The sequence below is a fragment of the Erythrobacter sp. BLCC-B19 genome, from assembly GCF_028621955.1.
Lineage (GTDB): Bacteria > Pseudomonadota > Alphaproteobacteria > Sphingomonadales > Sphingomonadaceae > Erythrobacter.
In genome coordinates this window covers 111,007-135,918 of sequence record NZ_CP117516.1, presented here as the reverse complement: position 1 = coordinate 135,918, position 24,912 = coordinate 111,007, and the positions used below count along the sequence as shown (strand labels likewise).

At 68.4% G+C, this 24,912-nt stretch carries 19 protein-coding genes; 10 read left to right on the top strand and 9 right to left on the bottom strand.

Annotated elements, in window-relative coordinates; all coding sequences use genetic code 11:
- Positions 1-63: 63 nt before the first annotated feature.
- Positions 64-405, bottom strand: a complete 342-nt coding sequence (locus PS060_RS00545; protein WP_273984795.1) for a DUF962 domain-containing protein — start codon at positions 403-405, stop codon at positions 64-66.
- A gap of 108 nt (positions 406-513) precedes the next feature.
- Between PS060_RS00545 and PS060_RS00540 the strand changes: the two genes are divergently transcribed.
- A complete protein-coding gene (locus PS060_RS00540; protein WP_273984794.1) occupies positions 514-2,199 on the top strand; it encodes a ribulokinase in 1,686 nt (561 codons plus the stop codon).
- The gene (locus tag PS060_RS00535) at positions 2,196-3,710 is read left to right on the top strand and encodes a hypothetical protein (RefSeq protein WP_273984793.1); all 1,515 of its coding nucleotides are present in this window, start codon (positions 2,196-2,198) and stop codon (positions 3,708-3,710) included. Before PS060_RS00540 ends, PS060_RS00535 begins: the two co-directional genes overlap by 4 nt.
- Before the next feature lie 13 nt (positions 3,711-3,723).
- Here the strand turns inward: PS060_RS00535 and PS060_RS00530 are convergent, their stop codons facing one another.
- The gene (locus tag PS060_RS00530) at positions 3,724-5,703 is read right to left on the bottom strand and encodes a serine hydrolase domain-containing protein (RefSeq protein ID WP_273984792.1); all 1,980 of its coding nucleotides are present in this window, start codon (positions 5,701-5,703) and stop codon (positions 3,724-3,726) included.
- Positions 5,704-5,782: 79 nt separating this feature from the next.
- Here PS060_RS00530 and PS060_RS00525 point away from each other — a divergent pair, with 79 nt between their 5' ends.
- A complete protein-coding gene (locus PS060_RS00525; protein ID WP_273984791.1) occupies positions 5,783-7,123 on the top strand; it encodes an MFS transporter in 1,341 nt (446 codons plus the stop codon).
- Here the strand turns inward: PS060_RS00525 and PS060_RS00520 are convergent.
- From PS060_RS00520 to PS060_RS00510, 3 genes are read right to left on the bottom strand one after another with little or no spacing between them, the layout of a single operon-like run.
- Entirely contained in the window at positions 7,104-8,315 is a 1,212-nt protein-coding gene (locus tag PS060_RS00520; protein ID WP_273984790.1) for a threonine ammonia-lyase, read from the bottom strand. The genes PS060_RS00525 and PS060_RS00520 overlap by 20 nt on opposite strands.
- Positions 8,312-9,622, bottom strand: coding sequence for a 2-oxo acid dehydrogenase subunit E2 (locus tag PS060_RS00515; RefSeq protein ID WP_273984789.1), 1,311 nt, complete (start codon positions 9,620-9,622; stop codon positions 8,312-8,314). Before PS060_RS00515 ends, PS060_RS00520 begins: the two co-directional genes overlap by 4 nt.
- Positions 9,619-11,985 (bottom strand): transketolase, encoded by a 2,367-nt coding sequence (locus PS060_RS00510; protein WP_273984788.1) that lies wholly within the window; start codon positions 11,983-11,985, stop codon positions 9,619-9,621. Before PS060_RS00510 ends, PS060_RS00515 begins: the two co-directional genes overlap by 4 nt.
- A gap of 123 nt (positions 11,986-12,108) precedes the next feature.
- Here PS060_RS00510 and PS060_RS00505 point away from each other — a divergent pair, with 123 nt between their 5' ends.
- Entirely contained in the window at positions 12,109-14,103 is a 1,995-nt protein-coding gene (locus PS060_RS00505; RefSeq protein ID WP_273984787.1) for an alpha-amylase family protein, read from the top strand.
- Here PS060_RS00505 and PS060_RS00500 read toward each other — a convergent pair.
- The 4 genes from PS060_RS00500 to PS060_RS00485 are packed head-to-tail and all read right to left on the bottom strand — an operon-like array spanning position 14,096 to position 18,769.
- Positions 14,096-14,479: a DUF4440 domain-containing protein gene (locus tag PS060_RS00500; RefSeq protein ID WP_273984786.1), complete on the bottom strand. Its 384-nt coding sequence runs from the start codon at positions 14,477-14,479 to the stop codon at positions 14,096-14,098. The two genes, PS060_RS00505 and PS060_RS00500, sit on opposite strands and share 8 nt — an antisense overlap.
- Positions 14,476-15,936 carry a M81 family metallopeptidase gene (locus PS060_RS00495; RefSeq protein ID WP_273984785.1) on the bottom strand — a complete coding sequence of 487 codons (1,461 nt, stop codon included), beginning with the start codon at positions 15,934-15,936 and terminating at the stop codon, positions 14,476-14,478. Before PS060_RS00495 ends, PS060_RS00500 begins: the two co-directional genes overlap by 4 nt.
- Entirely contained in the window at positions 15,936-17,225 is a 1,290-nt protein-coding gene (locus PS060_RS00490) for a serine hydrolase domain-containing protein (protein WP_273984784.1), read from the bottom strand. Before PS060_RS00490 ends, PS060_RS00495 begins: the two co-directional genes overlap by 1 nt.
- Entirely contained in the window at positions 17,222-18,769 is a 1,548-nt protein-coding gene (locus tag PS060_RS00485; RefSeq protein WP_273984783.1) for an ABC transporter substrate-binding protein, read from the bottom strand. The genes PS060_RS00490 and PS060_RS00485 overlap by 4 nt, the downstream gene beginning before the upstream one ends.
- Before the next feature lie 96 nt (positions 18,770-18,865).
- Between PS060_RS00485 and PS060_RS00480 the strand changes: the two genes are divergently transcribed.
- Genes PS060_RS00480 through PS060_RS00455 form a run of 6 tightly spaced genes read left to right on the top strand, consistent with a single transcriptional unit; the run spans position 18,866 to position 24,910 of the window.
- On the top strand, positions 18,866-20,281 hold the full coding sequence (locus tag PS060_RS00480) for an N-acyl-D-amino-acid deacylase family protein (protein WP_273984782.1): 1,416 nt from the start codon (positions 18,866-18,868) through the stop codon (positions 20,279-20,281).
- Positions 20,278-21,522, top strand: a complete 1,245-nt coding sequence (locus PS060_RS00475) for an amino acid deaminase (RefSeq protein ID WP_273984781.1) — start codon at positions 20,278-20,280, stop codon at positions 21,520-21,522. The genes PS060_RS00480 and PS060_RS00475 overlap by 4 nt, the downstream gene beginning before the upstream one ends.
- Positions 21,503-22,528 (top strand): ABC transporter permease, encoded by a 1,026-nt coding sequence (locus tag PS060_RS00470; protein ID WP_273984780.1) that lies wholly within the window; start codon positions 21,503-21,505, stop codon positions 22,526-22,528. The genes PS060_RS00475 and PS060_RS00470 overlap by 20 nt, the downstream gene beginning before the upstream one ends.
- Positions 22,525-23,361, top strand: a complete 837-nt coding sequence (locus PS060_RS00465) for an ABC transporter permease (RefSeq protein ID WP_273984779.1) — start codon at positions 22,525-22,527, stop codon at positions 23,359-23,361. The genes PS060_RS00470 and PS060_RS00465 overlap by 4 nt, the downstream gene beginning before the upstream one ends.
- Positions 23,358-24,173, top strand: coding sequence for an ABC transporter ATP-binding protein (locus tag PS060_RS00460; protein ID WP_273984778.1), 816 nt, complete (start codon positions 23,358-23,360; stop codon positions 24,171-24,173). The genes PS060_RS00465 and PS060_RS00460 overlap by 4 nt, the downstream gene beginning before the upstream one ends.
- Positions 24,170-24,910 carry an ABC transporter ATP-binding protein gene (locus tag PS060_RS00455; RefSeq protein WP_273984777.1) on the top strand — a complete coding sequence of 247 codons (741 nt, stop codon included), beginning with the start codon at positions 24,170-24,172 and terminating at the stop codon, positions 24,908-24,910. The genes PS060_RS00460 and PS060_RS00455 overlap by 4 nt, the downstream gene beginning before the upstream one ends.
- The last annotated feature ends 2 nt before the right edge of the window (positions 24,911-24,912 follow it).

Below are 24,912 nucleotides of genomic sequence, written 5' to 3'. Positions count from 1 at the left end.
GGCTGGTGCATCGGCTGGCACCAAGTCCGGCTTCGTGCCTATCGCGATGCCTTCGGCCTTTGATTAGCGCTGGCTGGCGACAACGCCCGCGCGCTCAAGCTGCGGGCCCAGCCTACCTGTCAGAGCGCAGAAGAACATCCGGTAGTCTGCAGCCAATGAATAGAGCGGGCGGGTGAAGGCGAGCGGCGTGTTGCCCTCGACGAAAAAGTGCCCGATCCAAGCCAGGCCATAGGCGCCGACAAACCCTGCCAGCAGGGCGAAGGGGTTGCCCGTGATTGCCAGAGCCGCAAGGCAGGCGATAGCCCAGCTGGACGCGGCGTAGTGGAAGCCCCGGCACACGGGATTGGCGTGGGCGCGCAGGTAGCGCAGCCAGAACTGGGCGAAGTTTTCCTCGGTGGCTTTCATGGGTTCCTCCATCCTCTGTTCGCCCTCTGACAAATTTCTGAACGGAACGCAATAATTCCGATTCGACTTTTGCGCTTCCATTCTGCTAGCTGCGCTGCGGGAGGGCCAATGGTGGACAACAAGGCGCAGCAACAGGCGGTTCTCGGGATCGATCTCGGCTCTTCGGCCGCGCGCGCGATGATTGTCGCGTCGGGCGATGGCCGGATCCTCGGGGAAGGCGAGGCCGCCTATGCATCCGGGATCGACGGCGTACTGACCGATCCCGGCGACCCGGATGTCGCGCGGCAGAACCCGTCCGACTACTTTGCGGCAGTCGCCGATGCCGTCGGCATGGCGATGACAGCGGCGGGAGCGGTCCGGGTCGCGGGCATTGGCGTGTGTGCCACCGGATCGACGCCCGTTCCGGTCACGGCGCGGATGCAGCCGGTCGCTTCCCTTCCCGGCATGGACAATCGCCCGGCGGCGCAGGCGTGGATGTGGAAGGACCACTCTGCCGCAGCCGAAGCCGAGGAATTCGCCGCCGCGCTGACCCGTGACGATCCCGCCCGGCTGGCGGCAACGGGCGGGGCGACGTCGTCCGAATGGTTCTGGGCCAAGCTGCTGAAGCTGCTTTGTGCCGATCCCGAGGTCGGGGCGCTCACGGAGGCCTTTGTCGAGTTGCAGGACTTCGTGCCCGCCGTGCTGTGCGGCCTTGGCGATGTGGCGGGGCTGGTGCGCGGGGTGTGTGCGGCGGGGCACAAGGGGCATTGGGATCCCGCGCAGGGCGGCTGGCCCGATGGCGCCATCCTCTCGAGCCTGCATCCCGACCTGCTTCGCGCCGCAGGGCCACTGGGCGAGCCATCCAGCCACACGCGGCCCGCCGGGGCGCTGAGTGCCGAATGGGCGGGTCGGCTCGGGCTCGAACCCGGCATCCCTGTCGCCGCCGGCCTGCTCGATGCCCATGCCGGAGCGTTGGGCGCCGGGGTGGCGTCGGGCCGGCTGGTGCGGATCATGGGCACGAGCAGCTGCGACATCGCCGTGGTCGGCGGCGCCGCGCGCGCGGTTCCGACCAGCGGTCTGGCAGGCGCGGTCGACGGTTCGGTGGTGCCGGGCCTTGTCGGCGTGGAAGCAGGACAGGCCGCGGTCGGTGACCTGTTCGCCTGGGCCGCGCGTCTGCTGCGACCCGGCGAGCCGACCGGGGCGGCGATTGCCGACTTGTCGGCTCTGGCCGCGCGCCTTGAGCCGGGCGAGAGCGGCCTCGTCGCGCTCGACTGGAACAACGGCAACCGCTCGGTGCTGATGGACCCGGCGCTTTCCGGTCTGGTGATCGGACAGACGCTGGCGACAAGGCCGGAGCACGTGTTCCGCGCCATGCTTGAAGCGAGCGCCTTCGGGGCGCGGCGGATCCTCGACCAGTTCGAGGCGGCCGGAGTGCCGGTGAAGGAGATCACCGTCTCGGGCGGGGTCATCACCCGCAATGATCTCGCCCGGGCGATCCTGGCCGACGTGCTGGGCGTTCCCATCGCGGTCTCGGGCGCCGGACAGGCGAGCGCGCGCGGGGCGGCGATCACCGCCAGCGTCGCGGCCGGTCTCCATCCCGATATCGCCGCAGCCCAGGCCGCCATGGTTCCGCCGCCCGAAGCGACCGCCGTGCCCGATCCGGCGCGGGCGGCAACCTATGCGCGGCTCTACCGCCATTACCTGTCCCTGCACGATGCCTTCGGGCGCGGTGCAGGACCGCTTTCCGGTGTGATGCGCGATCTGCGCGCGCTCCGGCAGGCGGCGACGTCATCCTCGCAAGGAGCACAAGCATGAGCGACACGATCCGCATCTTCTGGCCGGGCGATTACCGTGATCTGCCCAACCAGCTGGCCTTGCCGTTGCTGGAGGCGGCAACGGCGCAGCTCGAACGCGCGCTCGACCGGCTCGGGCACCGGCACGCGCGCGTCGAGGGCTTCCTGTCGCGCCCGCACGAGGCCATCGCGGCGCTCGGCCCGATCGACGAGCCGCTGATCGGGCTCTATACCCACTGGGTCTACGGCCCGCACACGGTCGACGGGGTGGTCGGCAAGACCAACCCGCTGCTGATGTTGTCCAATTTCTCGGGCACCTGGCCGGGATTGGTCGGCCTGCTCAACACCGGAGCGTGCCTGTCCGCCGAAGGGCGCGCGCACAGCCGGTTGTGGACCGCCGAGCCCATCGACGCCGATGACGAGACCATGGCCCGGCTTGAGGCGTGGTGCGAGACCGGGGTGATCCACCATCCCGATGCCTGCGTCCGCACCCCGCCGCCCGTGAGCGACGCCGCCGACACGCTGGCCGCGGAGGTTCATGCCGCGATGCAGGCCAAGCGGCCGCTGGTGCTGATGCTCGGCGATACCTCGATGGGCATGACCAATGGCTATTTCGGCGTGCGCACGCTGCACCGCCTCGGCTTTTCCGAGCACAAGGTCGATCAGGCGTGGATCATCGATTACGGTCGCCGCGTCAGCGACCGGCGGATCGAGGACGCGCTTGCCTTCGTCAAGGATCGCGGCGTCACCTTCCACTACGGCGCGGCCAATGCCCCCGACTTCACCGAACACGCCACGCGCGAGCAGTTGCGTGATTACCTCGCGGTGCTCGACATGGTGCACGAATTCGGCGCGGATGCGATCGGCTGGCAGTACCAGCTCGGCCTCATCCACCAGCGCCCGCCTTCAGACTTTGCCGAGGGGCTGTTCAACTCGACCTGCCGCCCCGAAGGCAATGGCGACACCATCGTCGATGCAACGGAAGCCGATCAGGGCAATGTCCTGCCGATGGAGATGATGAAGCGGCTGCTGAAGGCCAAGGGCCTGCACCAGAGCGTCGCTTTCCACGATGTGCGCTGGGGGATCGAGCACGAGGGGCGCTTCTTGTGGGTGCTGCTGAATTCGGGGTCAGCGGGCGCCTATGCCTTCAACCACGATCCCGCCACGCTTCAGGGCGTGCACAGCTTCCGCCAGCCTGCGCAATACTTCCCCACCCCCGGCGGCAGCTTTGCGGGCGAGAGCCTGCCCGGCGCGGTCACCTGGGCGCGGGCATGGCTCGATGATGGCGAGCCGGTGATGGATGTGGGCCAAGGCGAGGTGGTGAGCCTGCCGCCCGACACGCTGCGCGCGACGTGGGATGCGACCACGCCCGAATGGCCGATCATGATGGCCGATCTTGGCATCGGCCGCGACGGGCTGATGGCGCATTACCAGTCGAACCACATCGCGGTTTGCTATGGCGACATCCTCGGCGAGATGATCGCCCTGTCACGCCGGCTGGGGTTCCGCGTCCGCTACCTCTCCGACAGCTGAGCGGGGCGGGACGTCAGCTGACGTTCCACCCGATCAGGCCATAGCTCCAGAAGGCGAACAGCAGCGGGATCGCGCCGAGGCCGAGCAGCCGGAGGTGCCAGCGGCCGAGACCGCCGCGCCATCCTGCGATGGCAGGCTGCCGGAAGCCGAGCACGGCCAGCACAGCCAAGGCAAGCGCGCCGAGGGCGACGAGGTTCATCCAGATCTGGAACGGCACCAGATCCATGCTGGTGGTCTGCACATATTTGAGCGGTTCGACCGGCGCGCTGGCCCATGACCGGAAAAACAGCACCGGCGAGGCGATCAGCGCGAAGGGCATCCCCACCGCCAGCCAGCGCCCGCGGCTGCCCTTGGCCCAGAGCAGCGCCAGCAGGCCGGTCAGCAGCACCAGCGCACCGATCACCAGCGCCTTGTTCCACAGGGACGGGGCGGCCAGACCTTCGGCCTTGTGATAGACCGCGTCGGTGTATTGCAGGCTTGCGCGGGTCGGTTTGCCGTCCTCGTCGGGCAGGAACACGATCACGTCGCTCCAGCCGGAAGGCTTGTCGGGCTGGAGCGCCTCGCTGCGCCAGAACACGTTGTCGCCATGCGGCTTGAAGCCCTTGCTCGACCCCAGTTGCAGCGCGCCGTCGCCCGGCACACTCACCGGCATGGGGCCGCCGAGGAAGTTGGCCGAAAAGATCTCGCTGACCGAACGGACTTGGCGGCGCTGGCTGATGTAATCGCCGGCATAGGGGGCGAGGTCCGATGCCGGTGAGCCGACAGCGGCCGGTGCCCGCCAGCGACCGAGCAAAGCCTCGATCCCTGCGGAGCGGATGCCGCTCAGCGTGGGCAGGGGGCGACCTGCCTGCGCGGCGTCGGGTGCGGGGGCGGGGGGCAGGCCGAGCAGGCCAGCCAGCGGCAGCGTAACCCCGCCTTCGCCCGTGACGGCAACAAAGATCCCGGTCTTCCGGTCGGGCAGCAGGGTCATGTAGCTGCTTGTCCCGATGGTGCGGCCACCGTGCTCCGCCAGCCGGGTCCCGTTCCAGTCGTTGATCATGAACAGCAGGCCATAGCCCTGCACTGCCGGATGCGTGCCACCCTGCCGCGCGAAGGCGAGCGCGCGGCCCTGCTCGCCGAGGATGTCGGCGATGCCGAGTTCGGCGCTGCCGCCCATCAGCGCGATCATGTAATGCGCGGCATCCTCGCCCGTCATGGCGAGGCCTCCCGCCATGCGATTGATCGGATGGTTGGCCCAGGTATCGGGCAAGGGGCGCGTGCCGCCGTTGGCGTAGATGACCTGCGCCTGCGCGGCGTTCGGGATCGGCTCCGGCCCCTTGACCACCACCGCATTCGCCATCCGCGCCGGGCCGAAGACGCGCTCAGCAAGGTAGCGGTCGATCGGCATCTTCGCTGCGTCTTCGGCCATGAAGCCGAGCAGCCCTGCGCCGAAATTGGAGTAGTTGCTGCCGGTATTGGCGGCCACGATGTAGCCCGGGAGATTGTCGTCGAGATAGCCCGCGTCGATGGTCGGGAAGACGTCGCCCGCGCGCATGAACGGCTGGCGGCGCTCGGCAAAGCCGGCCTGGTGGGTCGCCAGCATCCGGATCGTGATCGGCGTGCCGCGATTGTCGGGCACCTTCCAGCGGGTGAGGTAGGCGTTGACCGGATCATCAATCGAGCGGATTCGCCCCTCGCGCATGGCCTGCGCCACGGCAACGCCGACGAGTGTCTTGGTGATCGAGCCGGTACGGAAGCGGGTGCGTGCGGGATCGACCGGGGTCTTGCCTGCAGCATCGGCATGACCATAGGCCTTGAGCGTCACGATCCTGCCGTCTTGCACCACGGCAATCACCGCACCGGTGTGGCGCACCGTGCCGCGCGGGCCGAACATCCGGTCGAAGGCGGCTTCCATCATGCCGATCCCCGCGGGCTGCGCGGGCGCTTGGGCGAAAGCCACCAGACTGCCTCCCAGCAACAAAACCCCGGCCATGACGCTCGCAATCCAACGCATCGTGCTCTCCTCTCGCTGGACAAAGGCGTAAAGTTATGTTCAGCAATCGACAAGAAGTTTCGGATTGGAAATTATTCTCGTGACCACCGCTCCTGCCAGTTCGGCCCTGCCGCAGCCGGCCATCACCCCGCTGCGCGCGTGGCTGACCGTTTTAATCCTGCTGACGGCGGCGATCATCTCGTTCATCGACCGCCAGCTGCTGAGCCTGCTGATCGATCCGATCAAGCAGGATCTGGGTGTCAGCGACTTCCAGATGGGACTGCTGGTGGGGCCGGCCTTCGCGCTGTTCCACGCGCTGGCGGGCATCCCCTGCGGATGGCTGGCGGACAGGGCAGGGCGCGGCAAGGTGGTGGCCGGGGGCATAGCTCTCTGGTCGGCCCTCACCGCAGCGAGCGGCTTTGCCGCGTCATACCCCCAGCTGTTCCTCGCGCGCATGGGCGTCGGCGTGGGCGAGGCGACGCTCGGCCCGAGCGCCCATTCGCTGATCGCGGACAGCTTCGACAGCAAGCGCCTGCCACTCGCGATGTCGGTCTATTCGACCGGCGTGGCGCTGGGGGCGGGGCTGGCCTTTGCTTTTGGCGCGCAGGCGGTGAGCCTGGTCGGCCATCTGCCCGACGACCTGCCGCTGGTGGGTGGCCTGCGCGACTGGCAGCTTGCCTTCGTGGTCGTCGGCCTGCCGGGACTGGCGGTTGCGCTGCTGGTGCTACTGGTGGTTCGCGATCCGCGTCCCAAGGGGCAGCAAGCCGATGGGAATGCGATCTTCGCGGGCCTCGGGCCGCTGTGGCGCGAGAACCGCCGGCTGATCCTCACCTATCTCGCCGCGATCAGCGCGCTGACCGGATCGGGTTACGCGAGCCTAACCTGGCTGCCAGCGCATTTCATCCGCAACTTCGGCTGGACGCCGCAAGAGGCGGGGCTGATGCTCGGGGTGATGCTGATGGTGGCGGGGGTGGCGGGCGCGCTGGCGGCCGGGGCGGCGGGATCCTTCCTCGCGCGGCGCGGAGTGCTGGATGCGCCGCTTCGCGTGATCCTTGCCGCGGCGCTGCTCCATGCGCCGCTGACAGCGGCCGTCACGCTGGTGGGATCGTCGACGCTTGCTGTCGTGCTTATGGCCCCCGCAACCTTCCTTTCGAGCGCCTTCGTCGCGCTCGGCCCTGCGGCGGTGCAGGCGGCAACACCGGTGGCCCTGCGCGGACGGGTGGCGGCGATCGTGCTGATGGTGACAAGCCTTGCCGGAATGGTGGCCGGCCCGGTCGGCGTGGGCGCGCTGACCTCCTTCGCATTCGGCGACGACAAGGCGGTCGGGACCGCTCTCGCGATTGTCGCGGGGGCGCTCTCGCTGGCCGGAGGTTTGTGCCTCCTCGCTGCGCTCGCACCCTATCGCGCGGCGATCGGGCGGATCAGAACCGCGACGGGTTGAGCCCGAGCTCCCCAAGCCGCGCGAGGATGCGCTCGGCCGCTTCGGGCTCAGGCACCTCGATTTCGAACTCGACCCGCGCCGATCGCGCCGCGATCTCGCCAAAGGCGCGGTCGTGCGTGACAGCATTGATGTTGCCTGACAGCGCCCCGATCTCGGCGCACACCGATGCGAGCGCACCAGCCTGATCGGACAGGTCGGCCCGCAGCCGGATCAGGCGCCCCTCGCGCGCCAGCTGGCGCTGGAGGATCGCGGTGAGGAGACGGTTGTCGATGTTTCCGCCGCACAGCACCAGCCCGACCTTGCGCCCGCGATAGCGTTCCGGCTGGGCCAGCACCGCGGCAAGCCCAGCAGCGCCGGCGCCTTCCACCAGGGTCTTCTCGATCTGGAGCAGCAGCGCGATGGCATTCTCGATCAGTGCTTCGGAGACGACCTCGATCCGGTCGACATGGGTGCCGACATAGTCGCGGGTGCGACGCCCGGGCTCGATCACCGCAATGCCTTCGGCAATCGAGACGCCCGGCCCGGCGGGCACGGGCCAGTGGCCGAAGTGGTGCGCCATGCCCGGGAAGCGCTCCGACTGCACCCCGACGATCTCGATTCCCGGCGCGAGGCCTCGTGCCGCGACGGCGATGCCCGAAATCAGCCCGCCGCCACCGATTGCGACGACCAGCACGTCAAGATCGGGCTGGTCGGTCAGCATCTCGAGGCCGACCGTGCCTTGACCGGCGATCACCACGTCGTCGTCATAGGGGTGAATGAAGGTCAGCCCGCGTTCCTCGACCAGCGCGGGGATTGCGGCGGTCGCTTCGGCAAAGTCGCGGCCGGTCAGGATCACTTCGGCGCCGAAGTCACGGGTGCGGTTGGCCTTGATCGCCGGGGTCGAGGTCGGCATCACGATGGTCGCCGGAATGCCGAGCTTGCCTGCGTGATAGGCGATCCCCTGCGCGTGATTGCCCGCCGAGACAGCGATCACGCCGCGCGCCCGCTCGTCCTCGGTCAAACCCAGCAGACGATTGAGCGCGCCGCGCTGCTTGAACGAGGCGGTGAACTGGAGGTTCTCGAACTTCAGCCAGATATCCGCGCCGGTCACCTCCGACAGGGTCGCCGAATGGAGGAAGGGCGTGCGGTCCACTTGCCCTGCGATCCGCGCGGCTGCCGCGTTGATGTCGGCTAGCGTGATCAGTGGTGTCATGCCAGCATCCGCCACGGGTTCTCGACCAGCGCCTTGAAGGCCGCCATGAAGGCCGCGCCGACTGCGCCGTCGATCACGCGATGATCGAAGCTGCCGGTCACGCTCGCGACCGTTGCAACCGTCACCGCGTCGCCAACCACCTGGGCCCGCCGTTCACCGGCCCCGATCGCGAGGATCATCGCTTCGGGCGGGTTGATCACGGCGTCGAATTGCTTGATCCCGAACATCCCGAGGTTCGACAGGCTGGCAGTGCCGCCGGTGTACTCGTTCGGCTGGAGCTTGCCCTCTTTGGCCCGCGCGGCAAGATCCTTCATCTCGGCCGCGATGGCCGAGAGCGACTTGCTCGCGGCATCGCGGATCACCGGGGTGATGAGGCCGCCGGGCACGGCCACCGCCACCGATATATCGGCGCGCCGGTATCGGCGAATGGCATCGACGGCCAAGCTGACATTGGCATCGGGCACCTGCATCAGCGTGATCGCCTGGGCCTTGAGCAGCATGTCATTGACGCTGAGCTTGCCCCCGTCCGCAGCGAGCGCCGCGTTGAGTTCCGTGCGCAGGGCCAGCAGCGGGTCGAGCAAGACGTCGACCGTCAGGTAGAAGTGCGGAACCTGCTGCTTGGATTCGGTCAGCCGCCGCGCGATGGTCTTGCGCATATTCGTGAGCCGCTCGATTTCGAACGGCGCATCGGTCGCGGACGGTGCGGGAGCCGCTGCCGCTTCAGGCGCGGCGACAGGCGGTGCGGGGGCTGCGGGCGTTGCCAGCACGGGCGGCGGCGCTGCGGGCTGAGCGGGGGCTAGCCCTGCGGCAGCGCTCACATCGGCCAGCGTCACCCTGCGCGCGGCCTGCCCTTTCGCAAGCCCCGCCAGATCGACGCCAAGAACGAGCGAGAGCTTGCGGCCCAGCGGCGTGGCATCGACGTGCGCGGCCTGCGGCGCAGGCGGCGGGGTCGCGCCGCGCTCGGGCAGCGGCTCGGACGGGAGCGGGGACATTAGGGCAGGGGAGGGTGCAGGCTCGGGCTTCGGCTCAGGTTCCAATGCCGGCGCAGGCGCGGGCGGTGCGGCTTCACCCTCCGCCGCCAGTCGCAGGATCACTGCACCCACGGCGATATCCTCGGTCCCGTCAGCGACGAGGATTTCGGCAACGATCCCCTCGTCGGCCGCCTCAAGTTCCATCGTCGCCTTGTCTGTCTCGATCTCGGCGATCACGTCCCCAGCCTTCACCGCATCGCCAAGCTTGACGTGCCATTTGGCGAGCGTGCCTGCCTCCATCGTCGGGGACAGGGCAGGCATGATGATTGCGGTCATCGCGCACCTCCGATCAGGCCCGCCGCGGCCTCGACGATAGCTTCGGCATCGAGGCGATATTCGCCATAGAGATCAGGCAGCGACCCGGTCTGCCCGAAACGGTCTGTTCCCAGCGGGTTGATCCGGTGACCGCGCACCCCGCCGAGCCATGAAAGAGAGGCGGGGGAGGCATCGCACACCGTCACCAGACCGGTCGAAACGGGCAACGCCGCCAGCAGCGTCTCGATGGGAGAGGTGGCATGGGCGCCCCGCTTCCAGATCGCCGCGCGCGCATCCGACCAGTCGCGGTGAAGCTTGCCCGGAGACGTGACTTGCAGCAGCCCGAGGCCCGGCATGTCCTCGGCCAGCATCGCGTGAGCCTCGAGCGCCTCGGGCATCATCGCGCCCATCGCCACGATAGCGACCGGCTGATCGGCGGTCGGCGCGATCCGCCAATAGGCACCGTCGATCGCGCCCTGCTTCCAGCTGTCGTCCGCACGGGCGGGCTGGTCGATATTGCGGGTCGAAAGACGCAGGTAGATGCTGCCGCCATCGGGAGCCTGAAGGTGCCGGAAAGCGTGCTCCATCAGCAGCGCGAGTTCATCGGCGGTGGCGGGCTCGTAATGGGTGAGGCCGGGCTGACCCATCGCGATCAGCGGCGGATTGATCGACTGGTGCGCACCCCCTTCGCCGCCCAGCGTCAGGCCCGAAGGCGTCGCCACCAGCAGGAACCGTGCGTCCTGATAGCAGCCGTAATTGAGCGCATCCAATCCCCGCGCGATGAAGGGATCATAGACCGTCCCGATCGGGATCAGCCGCTCGCCGAACAGCGGTCCGGCAAGCCCGGCCGCCGCCAGCATCAGGAACAGGTTGTGTTCCGCGATCCCGAGCTCGACATGCTGGCCTGCCGGATTGCCCTGCCACTTCTGCGGACTGGGCACGTTGAGTTGCCGGAACACATCGGGCAGATCCTGCCGCCGGAACAGCCCGCGGCTATTCACGAAGGCGCCGAGATTGGTCGACACGGTGACATCGGGCGAGGTCGTCAGGATCCGGTCGGCCAGCGGCGAGCGCCCCTTGGCGAGTTCGAAGAGGATCTTGCCGAAGGCGCCCTGGGTGGATTGCGACGCACCCTCGGGCACGGGAATCGCAGGCACGGGCACGCGCTCGGGCGCATGATCGGCGGTCTTCGTGGCAATCGGGCTCGTCTCGACAAAGGCGCGCAGTTCGGCAGCGGCATTGTCCCCGAGGCCCGCCCAAGGCTCCCATTCCTCGCCCGCCGCGATCCCGAGACTGTCGCGCAGTCCCTCGATCTGCCCGGGGGTCATCAGGCCGGCGTGATTGTCCTTGTGCCCCGCCAGCGGCAGGCCGTGGCCCTTGATCGTATAGGCGATGAACAGCGTGTTGCGCTCGTCCCTGGCGGCATCGAAGGCGGCGGTGAGCGTTTCGATGCAATGGCCGCCGAGCGTGGTCATCAGCTGCTGGAGCTGGGTGTCGTCATGCGCGGCGATCAACTTGAGCGTCTCGGGGTGATCGGCCAGATCGGCATTGAGCCGCTCGCGCCAGGCCGCTCCGCCCTTGTAGGTGAGGGCGGCATAATCGGCGTTGGGACAGGTCTCGATCCAGTCGGCAATCGCTTGGCCGCCAGGACGCGCGAAGGTTTCGCGCTGGAGCTTGCCGTGCTTCAGTGTGATGACGCGCCAGCCGCAGGTCTCGAAGATGTCGTCGAAGCGGCGGAACATGCGGTCGGCGGTGGTCGCGTCCAGTGACTGGCGGTTGTAGTCGACGATCCACCAGCAGTTCCGAAGATCGTGCTTGTAGCCCTCGATCAGGCACTCGTAGATATTGCCCTCGTCCAGCTCGGCATCGCCCATCAGCGCGATCATCCGCCCGGCCTGGTCGTGGCCGAGCAGGCCGTGGGCGATCATCCAGTCCTGCACGAGGCTGGCGAAGGCGGTGATCGCCACGCCGAGCCCGACCGACCCGGTCGAGAAGTCGACCGGGATCGCGTCCTTGGTGCGGCTCGGATAGGACTGCGCACCGCCGAAACCGCGGAAAGTCTTGAGCGCATCGAGGCTCTGCTGGCCGAGCAGATAGTGGATCGCGTGCAGCAGCGGGCCGGCGTGGGGCTTCACGGCCACGCGGTCATTCGGCCCCAAAGCATGGAAATAGAGCGCCGCCATGATCGCCGTCATCGATGCGCAGCTTGCCTGATGCCCGCCGACCTTGATGCCGTCAACGCTCTCGCGCAGGTGGTTGGCATTGTGGATCGTCCACGCGCTCAGCCACAGCAGGCGCTGGTCGAGCGCTTCGAGGTGGGCAAGCCGGTCGCGCGCCAGAGGCGCAGCTTCGGGCGTGGCGGTAGGCGCAGGTGTGGTGGGCATGGGCCCGGTCTCCATCTAGCTCTTTTCAGGCTGGGTGCGGCCTGCTAGCAGAATTCCAATCGGAAACGAAAGTATCTTTTTCGAAATAGACGGGAGAGGTCTGCCATGGGTCACGCGCAACAAATGGTCCTGCCTTGGCGGCAGGTCCATCTCGATTTTCATACTCCGGCCGCAGCCGGTGTCGTGGGGGCCGGGTTCGACGCTGACGCTTTTGCCGAGACGGTCTCTGCCGCCCAGGTGCAATCGGTCGTCCTATTCGGCAAATGCCATCATGGTTGGTCCTATTACGACAGCAAGGTCGGCGAGCGGCACCCGGGGCTCGGGTTCGATCTGCTTGACGCGCAGATCGCCGCACTGAAGCGCCGGGGGGTCGAAACGGTGCTCTATCTCTCGGTCGGCTGGGACGAGCGCAACGCGGCCGCCCATGTCGACTGGCGGCAGGTCGGGGCGGACGGGCAGTTCTTCTGCCTGCTCGGCAATCACCTCGATGCGGCGTGGAAATACATGTGCCTCGGGACGCCCTACCGCGATCACGTGGTCGCGCAGGTCGCCGAAATGCTGGAGCGTTATCCCGATGCCGACGGGCTGTGGCTCGACATCATCAAACAGGAGCCTTGCGCCTGCGTCCATTGCCAGCGCGCGATGACCGAGGCCGGGCTCGACTGGACCGATCCCGCCCACCGTCTGATCCATCGCGGCACGGTGCTCGAAGGCTACTTCAAGGCGATTGCCGAGGTGGTCGGCGACCGGCCGATCTCGCTGTTCCACAACACCTCGATGGTGCCGCGCGGGGACCGCAGGTTCTTCTCCTACCAGAGCCACGTCGAGATCGAGGCCCTGCCGACCGGGGGCTGGGGCTATGACCACCTGCTGATCTCGGCGCGTTATGGCGAAACCCTGGGGCTTGACCGGATCGCGGTGACCGCAAGGTTCCATCTGATCTGGGGCGAGCTGGGATCCTACAAGCACCCCGATGCGCTGCGTTACGAGACCGGCGCGATGCTGGCCAACGGCGCGAAGGTGTGCATCGGCGACCAGCTCGATTCCACCGGCGTGCTCGATCCGGCGGCATGGGATCTGATGGGCGAAATCTTTGCCGAGACCGCCGCCAAACAGCCGTGGTGCGAGGGATCGCAGGGCGTGGCCGAGATCGGACTGCTATCGAGCGTCGGGGTCTCGCAGCCCGGAGCGATCAGCCGCGAGGCGCGGCACTGTGTCGAGGATGAGGGCGCAGCGCGGATCCTGTCGGAATGCCATTTCCAGTTCGACGTGATCGACACCGAGGCCGATTTCAGCCGCTACAGGCTGCTGGTGCTGCCCGACAAGGTGCGCCTCGATCCGGCGCTGGCCGATAAGCTTCAGGCCTATGCCGACGAGGGCGGGCAAATCCTGCTGACCGGCGAGAGCGGCCTTGCCCGCGACACGGGCGCGCCGCTGCTCGACTGCGGCGCGCAGCTGCTAGGCCCGGCGAAATCCGACCCGCGCTTTGTCCTGCTGCGCGAGGATTTGCGGCCCAGCTGGACCGGCACGCAGCCTTTCGTGATCATGGCGCCCTCGCTGGCGATCAGGCCGCTCGAAGGGGCCGAGACGCTTGGCGAAAGTTATGATGCACTGTTCAACCGCCGCCCGCAGCACTTCTACGGGCACGTCCATGCCCATGCGGCGGCCTCGCCGTCAGGCCTCGCGGCGGGCGTGCGCAAGGGAGGGATTACCTGGCTCCCGTTCCCGCTGTTCACGCTCTACCGGATGATGGGCCATTCGACCCTGCGCCACTTCGTGATGGCGGCGATCCGCGATCTTCTGGGCACGCCGTTGATCACCGCCGAAGGCTTGCCGCCGACAGCGACGCTCAACCTGCGCGCACAGCCGGGCGAGGGGCGGCATGTCGTGCATCTGCTGCACGGCGAACGGCGGCTGAAGGGGAGCTATGTGCTCGGCCCGATCGAGGTGGTCGACGCGCTGCCCAATATCGGCCCGGTCGACCTGTCGCTGGCGCAACAGGTGAGCCGCGCCGAACTTGTGCCGCAAGGCATTGCCCTGGAGGTGCGGGAAGAGGGCGGGCGCTGGCACATCCACGTGCCCTCCTTTGCCGGGCACCAGATGATCGCGGTCAGCTAGGCGGACGGAGAATTTCGGCGAGGTTCTCGTCCTCCAGCCGGATTCTCCAGCCGCCGTCCACCGCCAGCAGCATGCCGGTATAGCTGATCAGCTCCTGCTGCCCGTTCGCGCGTTCCCACACGAACTGCCCGATGGCGAGGGCACCTTCGCTCCCGACCGGTTCGATCCGCAGGTCGCGCCAGGCGAAGCTGGTCGGGGGCTGCCACGCCGGGCCAAGATAGCGCTTGGTCAGATCAGCAAAGCTCAAGAGGCGCGGCACGCCCTTGCGCACCATCCATGCGCCCTCCGGGTGATAGCGCGCGAGGATGGCGGGCCGGTCGGCCGCTTCGAGATCGCGCGCATAGGCGGCGAACCAGTCGTGCAGAGCTGTCGTCATGGGTCGAGCGGCCATAGGGGGCGGGTGATGTGGCGGTAGGGCAGGCGGCGCGGGTCGTGATCGAGCACGCCCGGCGCATCGACGATCATGATCTCGTCGGCGAGGGGCTGGAAGGCGGCATAGAAATGCTGCGATGATTTGACGAGGATCACCCGCCGTGCGGCCGGATCGATGCCGAGCCGCGCGAAGGCTTCCGGAGCGAAGCACTGGGTCCGCTGCGAGCTGACCACCAGATACAAGTCCAGCGCCGGAATGTGCAGGCCCGCCGCCTTGCCCATCGGCCACTCGCTGCCCGCAAACGGCACGCTTGCCTTGTCCGATGTGGCCAGAACCGTGGCGGTCACGTCGAGCGGCTCGCCCGACAGGGCGCAGGCCTTGCCGCCGATGCGCAGGTCGATCCGTGCGCCGGGGCCAGCGGCCAGCGCGAGGTCGGTTGCGACCGGATCCCAGATGATGCCGGCGGCGAGGTTCCCCACGCCAGCGTCGCCAAGCGCCCGGAGCAGCCACGTGGAATCCGACGGTGCCCCGCCGCCCGGGTTGTCGGCGGTATCGGCCAGCAGCAGCGGCTTTGCCCCCCGATGCTCCGCCGCGCGCGCCACCGCCGTCTCCATCGCCACCAGCGGCGCATGGGTGGTGCCTGCCAGTGCACGCAGGGCCGCGCCAACCTCGGCAGCGATGCGGGCAGCGGCCGTTGCGTCATCATTGGTCGTGACGATCACCTTGGCGGTCGTGTCGGGCGTGTCGGCCCAGATGAAGCCGTGGACGATCGCAATGTCGAGCGCCTCGCCCCGCTCCTCGCGCGCCCGGCAATCGGCGATGAGTGCCTGCATCGGGCCGTGCATCGTGTGATAGACCGAGATCATGCGGCAATCATGGACCGCAAGGCGCGATATGATCTCGCCGCGCACCGTCGCCATCGCCAGCCGGACCAGCTTTTCAGCGCATTCGGCAATGTCGGTGTGGGGGTATTCCTTGTAGCAGACCAGCAGATCGGCCCCGTCCAGCATCGCCTGCGACAGGGTGCCGTGGCTGTCGAACAGCACGGCGATGGTCGCACGCGGACCCACGATCGCGCGCACGCGGGTGATCAGATCGCCGTCGCAATCGGGCAGGCCCTGCGCGCTCATGGCTCCATGTAGGCCGAGCACCACCAGATCGACCGGCCCCGCCTGCGCCAGATCGCCGAGCAGTTCGCCCGCCAGCGCCTCGTAGGTTGCCCGCGTCAGCAAGCCGCCGGGCTGCGCGCCTGCGACCATTCCCTCGACCAGAGTGATCTCGCCGGCTGATGCCATGGCGCGCAAGGGCGCCATCGGGGCGGCGATTAGGGGAACGTCGGCACCCAGCGTTCCTGCCGGATGATAGGACAGCGCAGCGAAATCGTGAAAGCCGGTCGCCAGCGGAGAGAAGGCGTTGACCTCGACGCCGAAGGCGGCCGCGAACACGCGAGGGCGAGACATCAGACACACCTCCGGAACAGCCGCCCGCGGAAGGCGAGGAAGGCCTCGCCGTCAGGAGCAAGGTGCAGCTGCTGGAGGGTGGGTATGCTGGAGCCGGGCAGCAGCGTCGCAAAGGCCCCGCCGCCGACAGGATGGAGCGCGACCTCGTAGGTCTCGGTCTGATCCCCGGCATCGGCGGCCGGGGCGAAGCGGGCAATCGCGTGACCCTCGCCGCGGCGGACCGAGATCCGGTAGCGCGGCGCGCGCCATTCTCCGAGCACCGGGGCAATGTCTTCGGGATCGGCGGGAGCGTCCGGGATGCGCGGCGGATCAGGCAGCGTACTACCCGCCAGCGCCGCGATCATCGGCGGCAGGAGCGTTTGCGCGGCGAGCCGGGCGTCGCCGCCCGCCACCATCAGCGCGACCGCGACACCCGCTCCCGGCGCGATCCTGAGAAAACTCGCCTGTCCGGGCACAGCTCCGTCATGGCCCCACACCGCGCCATCCGGGCTGAAGCGCATCAGGCCCGCCCCGAATCCGAGCGCGAAGCTGGCCGAGGGGGAGGGGCCCTCCGGCCGGGTCATCGCATCGAACAGGCCCAGCCCGTCCGGCGCGGGTTGCCACAGCGCCTCGGCCCAGCGGACCAGATCGCCGGCGCTCGCATAGGGGGTCGCCCCGGCGGGGCCGAGCGCCCGCAGGGCCGGATCGCCGGCCGGAACGCTGTCGGCCGGAGTGACCATCACATCCGGCCCGGATGCAGTCCGCCGCGCCATCGTGCTCGCAAGGCCGAGGGGCCCCGCAAGCCGCTCGGCAAATAGGGTTTCCCAGTCTTGCCCCAGCGTCACTTCGGCCAGCCTTGCGGCCAGCACGATGCCGGCGTTGCAATAGGAGGCCAGCGTTCCGGGCGGCACGGTCTGCTCGGCTCCGGCAAGGCGCAGAACATAGCGTTCGATGGCATCAGGCGCGGTGCCTTCGTCATCGAAGATGTCGCCGAAGAAGCCTCCCTGATGGATCAGCAGATGCCGCGCGGTCAGGCGCTCTGTCGCCTCGGGATCGGCGAGCCGGAAGCCGGGAAGATAGCGCCACACCGGCCGATCGAGATCAAGGCGCCCCTCGTGCGCAGCCAGATGAACCAGCGCGGCGGTGAAGGTCTTGGCGATCGACCCCATGCGGAACGGCAGGTCGGGCCGCGCAATGCCGAAACCCGCCTCGATAATGCGCCCCTCTGCCAGCACCGCCAGGCTTGCCGCTGTGACGCTCGCAGCCTCGCATGCCGAGGCGAGGGTCTTGTCCAGTCCGTCCAGCGTCACTTGCCGCGCTGCATCTGGCCGACAGGCAGGTTGAGGGCATCGAAGGGATCGATGGTGATCCCCTTGATATTGGGCCGCGCGGCGATCGTCATCACGGTTTGCGAAAGGTAGACATAGGGCACGTCGGCATGCGTCAGCCGCGCGGCCTGCTCGATCAGCTGGCGGCGGCGAGCGGGGTTCATTTCGCGCTCCGACTGGCGGATCAGCGCGGTCACCTTAGGGTTGCTGTAGCGCGCGGGGTTGGAAATCCCTGCGCGGGTCGGCTCGAACCAGGCGTTCATGATTGCCGAGGGATCGTTGAAATCAATCACCGCACCTTGCAGCACCATGTCGTAACTGCCGCGCGACATGCGGTCGAGATAGGCAGGCACCGACAATCGCTCGATCCGCACATCCAATCCGAGCGGCTTGAGTGTCGCCTGAATATATTGCGCGATGGTATCGGTCTCGGGAGAGACGCCGGGGTAGATGAAACGCAAGGGCCGCCCGGTCTTGTGCGACTGCGCGGCCAGACGTCGTGCCATGGCAAGGTTGTAGGCAAAGCGGCGGCCCGTGGCATGGCCCGGCATCGACGGCGGCACCGGCCCGGCAAAACCGAGCGCCGTTCCTCCGCGGATGTAGCGGATAATCCCTTCGACATCGATTGCGTGGCCGATCGCGCGCCGCAGCCGCACGTCCTGCATCGCCTTGCTCTGAAGGTTGAAGGCAAGGTTGTTGAAGGCAAGGATCGGGGCGCGGTGCAGCACCCCACGGCGCGAGCGTTGCAGTCGTTTCTGCTCCTGGCTGGGCAGCAGGAAGGCAATGTCGATCTCGCCTTTCTCCAGCGCCAACCTGCGGACGGTCGGATCGACGATTTCGCGATAAATGAGCCTGTCGAAGCCTCCGGCGCTGGGCCGCGGATCACCCTTCAGCGGTTGCCAGTAGGGCTGCTGCGTCAGGATGTGGATGCCGCGCTGACTGCCCGGCTGGAGCTGGAAGCGCCCCGATCCCGCGGTGCGGGTCGCCAGCCACTGGCTCCCCCAGCGGTCGCCCCGGATGCGGTTGGCGATCGAGGGGTCGATGATTGAGGTCATCCGGTCGCTGAGCAGCGCCAGCAGCGCGGGCGAGGGGTGGGTCAGCCTCAGCCGGACGGCATTCGTACCAGCAGGCTGAGCCGAGGCGATCAGATCGTTGAGCATGCTCGCATTGCCACGCCCGATCGCCCGCAAGCGGTCGAGCGTGAAGATCACCGCCTTCGCATCAACCGCCCGCCCGCTGGCAAAGCGGCGGCCGGGCTGGAGCTGGAATGTCCACACCAGCCCGTCGCGCGAGGTTGTCCAGCGGGCAGCCAAGCCGTTCCGGTATCCACCCCCCGGCGCGCTGCGCACCAGGGTTTCGTAAGCGGCGCGCACGGCAAGTGTCTGGTCAGCGGCAGGGGCGATGGCGAAGTCGAAGGGGCCGGCACGCGTGCTGAGCCCGACCCTCAGGGTATCCGCAGCGGCAACGCCGGGCACGAACGCAACCAGAGCTGCAAACAGCAGGGCAAGGAAGCCGGAACGAGCCATGTCGCTTGCGTAGCGAAGCACAATCGTTATGGAAATAGCGTTTCGTATCGGAATTATTCCGAAGGGGAGGAATCGTTGCACGCAGACCGGATCATCATGAATGCTGTTCTGGTCGATGGCACGGGTCAGGCGCCTTTCCACGGGTCGCTCGCGGTTACCGGCGACAGGATTTCCGCGGTCGGCAGGCTCGACGGGTGGACGGCCGACCGGGTCGATGATGCCGCGGGCAAGGCGCTCGCCCCCGGCTTCATCGATGCCCATACCCATGACGATGCAGCGCTGCTCGAAGGGCTGCTGGAACCCAAGATCAGCCAGGGCGTGACCACGGTTGTGACCGGCAATTGCGGGGTCAGTCTCGCGCCCTTGGCGCTGGCCCCCGGCGATATTCTGCCGGCGCCGCTCGATTCCGTTGCCGACCGCAGCTGGTTCCGTTTCGATCGCTTCGCCGATTGGCTCGCAGCGCTGTGCGATACCGGGACCAGCACCAATGTCGTCCCGCTGGTCGGGCATGGCACCTTGCGGGTCAAGGTGATGGATGACCTCTCGCGCCCCGCCAGCGACGCCGAAATCGCCGCGATGGAAGCTGAGGTCGACAATGCCATGGCGGCAGGCGCCTTCGGCGTGTCGAGCGGGCTGTTCTATCCTCTGGCTGCTGCTGCCCCCGCCGCGGAAGTCGTCCATCTTGCGCGCCGCGCGGCGGCGGCAGGCGGGCTTTACACCGCCCATCTGCGCGACGAAGCCGATGAGGTCATTGTCGCGCTCGAAGAAGCGATCGCGATCGCGGCCGAGGCGGGTCTGCCGCTGGTGGTGTCGCATCACAAGGTGTCGGGCCAGCGCAACCATGGCCGCAGCATCGAGACCCTTGCCCGCATCGCTGCGGCGGCGCGGCAGCAGCCGGTGTTCCTCGATGCCTACCCCTACACCGCCGGATCGACGACGCTCAACGAACGCTCGTGGGCCGCAGCCAGCCGGACCCTGATCACGTGGTGCGCCAGCCGCCCCGATCTTGCGGGCCGCGATCTCGCCGAGGTCGCGCGCGACATGGAGCTGAGCGAAGTCGAGGCGATCCGCGCGCTCCAGCCGGCAGGCGCGGTTTATTTCATGATGGACGAAGGCGATGTCGAACGCATCCTTTGCTGCCCCGACACCATGATCGGGTCCGACGGCATTCCCGCCGATCGCCATCCCCATCCGCGGCTGTGGGGCAGCTTCGCGCGGGTACTGGGGCACTATGCGCGCGATTGCGGCCTGTTTTCGCTCGAAGAGGCGGTGCACCGGATGACGGGCCTCACCGCGGCCCGCTTCGGGATCGAAGGCCGGGGCGTGCTGGCCGAGGGGGCCTATGCCGACCTCGTGCTGTTCGACCCCGACGCCGTCTCCGATCGCGCGACCTTCGCCGATCCCTGCCAGCCCAGCGCAGGGATCGACTGGGTGATGGTGAACGGGGAGAAAGTCTGGAGCGAGGGCCGACCCACTGGCGCGCGCCCGGGCCGGATCGCGGTGCGGGCATGATGATGGACCATCTCCACAAGTCCCTGCCGCCTTGGCTTGAGGCCTCCGGCGCGGTTGGCGCGCGGGTGCTCGACGGCGATCTGCTGTTTCCCGTGGCGGTGCTGCGCGAGGCGGCGGTCTCCTCCAATCGCGCTTGGATGAAGGCCTTCCTCGCGCATACCGGCGTCTCGATCGCCCCGCACGGCAAGACCAGCATGAGCCCCGAGCTGTTCGCGATGCAGATGACAGACGGCGCCTGGGGCATGACCGCGGCCACCGCTCACCACGTGCGCCTCTACCACCGGCTCGGGATCCGGCGAGTGATCCATGCCAACCAGCTGGTGGGTGCGGCAGACATCCGGCTGATGCTCGACCTGCTGGCAGACGACCCGGAGTTCGAGCTTTTCAGCCTTGTCGACAGCATCGCGGGGGCCGCACGGCTGGCCGAGGCGCACCGGGCGTCAGGTCTTGTCCGGCCGCTCAATCTGTTGCTCGAGGTCGGCGCGCCCGGCGGGCGCACAGGGGTGAGGAGCCGCGCGGAAGGCATGGCCGTCGCCCGCGCCGTGGCGGCTGCACCCGGGCTGGCGCTGTGCGGGGTCGAGGTGTTCGAGGGCGTGTTCCAGGGCCAGCCGGGCGGCGCGCAAAAGGTCGAGACGATGCTCGACGATGTCACCGCGCTCGCCGCGATGGCCGATGCCGAAGGGCTGCTGGCGGGCGAGGAGATCATCCTCACCGGGGGCGGATCGGCGTTCTTCGACCGCTGCGCCCGGCGTCTGGCCTTGCCCGGCCTGTCGCGTCCGGTCCGCACCGTGATCCGGTCGGGCTGCTACATCAGCCATGACGACGGGCTCTACCGCCAGCTCTTCGCCGATCTGCTGGCGCGCGATCCGGCCTGCGCGGCGTGGGGCGAGGGGCTGCAACCGGCGCTCGAAATCTGGGCGCCGGTGCAGTCTGTGCCCGAACCGGGGCGGATCATCGCCGCCTTCGGCAAGCGTGACGCGGGCCATGATGCGGGTCTGCCGGTGGCGCGGTTCCACTACCGGGCGGGCGTGCATCCGGCTCCCGTGCCGATCGAAGGCGCGCTGGTGACAGCCGGCCTGTTCGATCAGCACGCGATCCTCGAAGGCGCGCTGGAGGTTGAAGTGGGCGACATCCTCGGCTTCGGCGTGTCGCACCCCTGCACCACCTTTGATCGCTGGCGTGCGATTGTCCTCGTCGATGAAGCGCGGCAGGTCACCGGCCATGTCACCACGCTTTTCTAGCCTGACGCGGATCCTGCGCCGGGCAGGCTCGACCGTGCTCGTCCTGCTGGGCGTGTCGATCGTCACCTTCGTCATCGCCCAGATGGTGCCCAATGACACCGCGCGCCTGATCGCGGGCGATCTCGCGTCCGATGCCCGGGTTGCAGAGGTTCGCGCAGAGCTCGGTCTCGATCGCCCGCTGCCGGTGCAGTACCTGTCTTACATGGCCCGGCTCGCGAACGGCGACCTGGGGCTTTCGATCCGCTCGGGCCGACCGGTGGCCGAGGAACTGGCCGAGGCACTGCCGGCGACCGTGGAGCTGGCGGCAGTCGCCTTCGCGATGATCCTCGTGGCGGGCCTGGTGCTGGGGTCGCTTTCCGCGCTCACGGCAGGACGCTGGCTGGATTACCTCATCCGCCTCTTGTCGACCCTCGCGATCTCGGCACCGACCTTCTGGATCGGGCTCGTGCTGCTGGCGGTCTTCTTTGGCAGCCTCGATTGGCTGCCATCTGGCGGCAGGCTTGGGCCGGAACTGATGCCGCCGCCTGCGGTCACCGGTCTCTACCTCGTCGACGGCGCGCTAGCGGGTGAGTGGCAGGTGGTGGGCGACGCTTTGGCGCATCTGTTGCTGCCGGCCATCACGCTTGCGCTTGCGGCCAGCGGGGCAGCCGCGCGCCTTGTGCGGGCATCGTTGCTCGAGGTCTTGCAGGAAGACTATGTCCGCCGCGCGCGGGCCTCGGGCCTGTCGGAATGGACGATCCTGACCCGCTATGCCCTGCCCAACGCGCTGGTGCCGTTTCTGACGACCTCCGCGATCCTGCTCGCCGATCTTCTGGGAGGCGCGGTGGTGACCGAGGCGATCTTCAGCTGGCCGGGGCTGGGGAGCTATACGCTCGAGGCGGTGGCCGGGCTCGACTTCCCCGCGATCATGGGTTTCACGCTGCTGGCCGCCGTGTTCTATTCGGCCGCGAACCTTGCGGTCGACCTGCTTTACGGCGTGCTCGATCCGAGGCTGCGACCGGCATGATCGCACTGTGGCGAAAGGCATCGCGCGATGTCGCGGGTGTCATCGGTTTGGCGCTGGTGGGGCTGCTGGTCGTCTTCGCGCTTCTTGGCCCGCTCGCGGCGAGCCATGCGCCCGACGCGATCGATCTGGCGCGCAGGCTCCAGCCGCCCTCCGCCGGGCACTGGATGGGCACGGACGAGCTTGGGCGCGACCTGTTTTCCCGACTGGCCTACGGCGCCTGGCCCTCGCTGATGGCGGCGCTGCTGGTGGTGGGCACGACAGTGACGCTCGGCACGCTGGCGGGGACGCTTTCTGCCTTGGCGGGCGGCTGGATCGATGCGGCGCTGATGCGGCTGATCGACGTGCTGCTGGCTGTGCCCGCACTGGTGCTTGCCATGGCGCTGGCGGCGGCGCTCGGGCCCAGCCTGGTCAATGCCCTGATCGCGCTGGTGATCGTGCGCTTGCCGGTGTTCGTGCGGCTCGCCCGCGCCCAGGCGCTGCTGCTGCGCGACCGCGGCTTTACAGAAGCCGCGCGGCTTGCCGGGGCAGGGCGCTGGCATATCATGCGCCATCACCTGCTCCCCAATCTGGCCGGGATCATGGTGGTGCAGGGATTGATGGATGTCGCCGCCGTGATCCTTGGCGCTGCGGCCCTCGGCTTCATCGGCCTCGGCGCCCAGCCGCCAAGCCCCGAATGGGGCGGGCTTGTCGCCTCGGGGCGGCATTTCATGGCGGACGCATGGTGGCTCGGCCTGTTTCCCGGCCTTGCGCTGGTGCTGGCTGCGGCGGGCTTCAACCTGCTGGGCGATGCGGTGCGCGATATCCTCGATCCGCGGCAGGAGCGTACGCCGTGACCCCCTTGGCGATCACCGGCCTGTCGATCCTGCGACGCTCCGACCGCCGCGTGCTGATCGAGAGCCTCGACTGCACCGTCAATCCTGGCGAGATCGTGGGACTGGTCGGACAGTCAGGCAGCGGCAAATCGCTGACTGCGCTGGCGGCGACCGGGTTGCTTCCCGATGGGCTCGAGCAGGTCGCGGGCACGATCGAAGTGATGGGCACCGCGATTGCCGGGCTGGGGGTGAAGGCTCTGCGCGATTTGCGTCGTCACAACATATCGCTGATCTTTCAGGACCCGATGACCGCGCTCAGCCCGACCCGCAGCATCGGGGCGCAGATGCGCGATGTGCTGGCGGTTGCCGGCGTGCCGCGCTCCGAGCGCTTGGCACGCGCGGCCGCCCTGCTTGGCGACATGGATCTGCCCGATCCGCCCGCGCTGATGCGCCGTTTCCCCCACCAGCTGTCGGGCGGGCAGCGCCAGCGCGTGCTGATCGCGATGGCATTTGCCGGATCGCCTGCCGTCGTGCTCGCGGACGAGGTGACGACGGCGCTCGATGTCTCGGTCAGGGCGCAGGTGCTGAGCCTGCTGGTGGACCGTGCGCGCCGGACCGGATCGGGGCTGCTGTTGATCACCCACGATCTGGGCGCAGCGCGCAGTTGCTGCGACCGGGTGCTGGTCATGTCCGCGGGCCGGGTCGTGGAGAGCGGGCCGACCGACGCGGTCTTCGCACGGCCAGCTTCGGCGGAAGCGCGCCAGCTTCTCGCCTCGCTACCCGAGCGCGCCTTGCCGCGTCAGCTGCTGCCGGTCGCGGGGGACGAACCATGAGCGCGCTGGTTGCCGCCCATGACCTGCGCTGGCGACCGCGCGGCGCAGCGCGTCCCGTGCTCGACGGCGTATCGCTTGCCATCGCGCCGGGCGAGTTCGTCGGCATTCTCGGCGGATCGGGCTGCGGCAAGACGTCCGCCTCGCGCGTGATCGCGGGGTTGCAGCGTGCGGACAGCGGTCAGATCCTGTGGCGCGGTGCAAACGCCGCGCCCCCAAGGGGCGCAATTGCCTTTGTATTTCAGGACCCCTTCGCCTCGCTCAATCCGCGCAAGCCCCTGTGGTGGACTCTCACCGAGACCGCCGCGCTTGCCGCGCCGCTGTCCGCGACCGAACGGCGCGCGCTGGCGGAGCGGCTCCTGGGGCAGGTCGGCCTTTCCCCCGATTTCGCCGCCCGCTTCCCGCACCAATTGTCTGGCGGCCAGCGCCAGCGCATCGCCATCGGCCGCGCTCTGGCGACCGAGCCTGATCTGCTGATCCTCGACGAGCCGACCTCGGCGCTCGATCTCGCGGTGCAGGCGCGCATCCTCAACCTGCTGCTCGAACTTCAGGCGAGCCGGCCAATCGCGATGCTGATGGTGTCGCACGATATCGCCGTCATCCGGCACATGGCGCACCGGGTGCTGGTGATGGATGCGGGCCGGATCGTCGAGGAAGGGCCGCCTGCCGATGTGCTTGCCGCCCCGCAGTCGGGCGCAGCGCGGCGGCTGGTCGCCAATTCTCTCTTCGTCGACAACTGAGA

What these genes read in the sequence shown, in the direction of transcription:
- PS060_RS00530 (WP_273984792.1), bottom strand. Translation starts at nt 5,703, where the DNA reads ATGCGTTGGATTGCGAGCGTCATGGCCGGGGTTTTGTTGCTGGGAGGC.
- PS060_RS00535 (WP_273984793.1), top strand. Translation starts at nt 2,196, where the DNA reads ATGAGCGACACGATCCGCATCTTCTGGCCGGGCGATTACCGTGATCTG.
- PS060_RS00505 (WP_273984787.1), top strand. Translation starts at nt 12,109, where the DNA reads ATGGTCCTGCCTTGGCGGCAGGTCCATCTCGATTTTCATACTCCGGCC.
- PS060_RS00545 (WP_273984795.1), bottom strand. Translation starts at nt 405, where the DNA reads ATGAAAGCCACCGAGGAAAACTTCGCCCAGTTCTGGCTGCGCTACCTG.
- PS060_RS00485 (WP_273984783.1), bottom strand. Translation starts at nt 18,769, where the DNA reads ATGGCTCGTTCCGGCTTCCTTGCCCTGCTGTTTGCAGCTCTGGTTGCG.
- PS060_RS00495 (WP_273984785.1), bottom strand. Translation starts at nt 15,936, where the DNA reads ATGTCTCGCCCTCGCGTGTTCGCGGCCGCCTTCGGCGTCGAGGTCAAC.
- PS060_RS00475 (WP_273984781.1), top strand. Translation starts at nt 20,278, where the DNA reads ATGATGATGGACCATCTCCACAAGTCCCTGCCGCCTTGGCTTGAGGCC.
- PS060_RS00480 (WP_273984782.1), top strand. Translation starts at nt 18,866, where the DNA reads ATGAATGCTGTTCTGGTCGATGGCACGGGTCAGGCGCCTTTCCACGGG.
- PS060_RS00500 (WP_273984786.1), bottom strand. Translation starts at nt 14,479, where the DNA reads ATGACGACAGCTCTGCACGACTGGTTCGCCGCCTATGCGCGCGATCTC.
- PS060_RS00455 (WP_273984777.1), top strand. Translation starts at nt 24,170, where the DNA reads ATGAGCGCGCTGGTTGCCGCCCATGACCTGCGCTGGCGACCGCGCGGC.
- PS060_RS00465 (WP_273984779.1), top strand. Translation starts at nt 22,525, where the DNA reads ATGATCGCACTGTGGCGAAAGGCATCGCGCGATGTCGCGGGTGTCATC.
- PS060_RS00470 (WP_273984780.1), top strand. Translation starts at nt 21,503, where the DNA reads ATGTCACCACGCTTTTCTAGCCTGACGCGGATCCTGCGCCGGGCAGGC.
- PS060_RS00520 (WP_273984790.1), bottom strand. Translation starts at nt 8,315, where the DNA reads ATGACACCACTGATCACGCTAGCCGACATCAACGCGGCAGCCGCGCGG.
- PS060_RS00540 (WP_273984794.1), top strand. Translation starts at nt 514, where the DNA reads ATGGTGGACAACAAGGCGCAGCAACAGGCGGTTCTCGGGATCGATCTC.
- PS060_RS00510 (WP_273984788.1), bottom strand. Translation starts at nt 11,985, where the DNA reads ATGCCCACCACACCTGCGCCTACCGCCACGCCCGAAGCTGCGCCTCTG.
- PS060_RS00515 (WP_273984789.1), bottom strand. Translation starts at nt 9,622, where the DNA reads ATGACCGCAATCATCATGCCTGCCCTGTCCCCGACGATGGAGGCAGGC.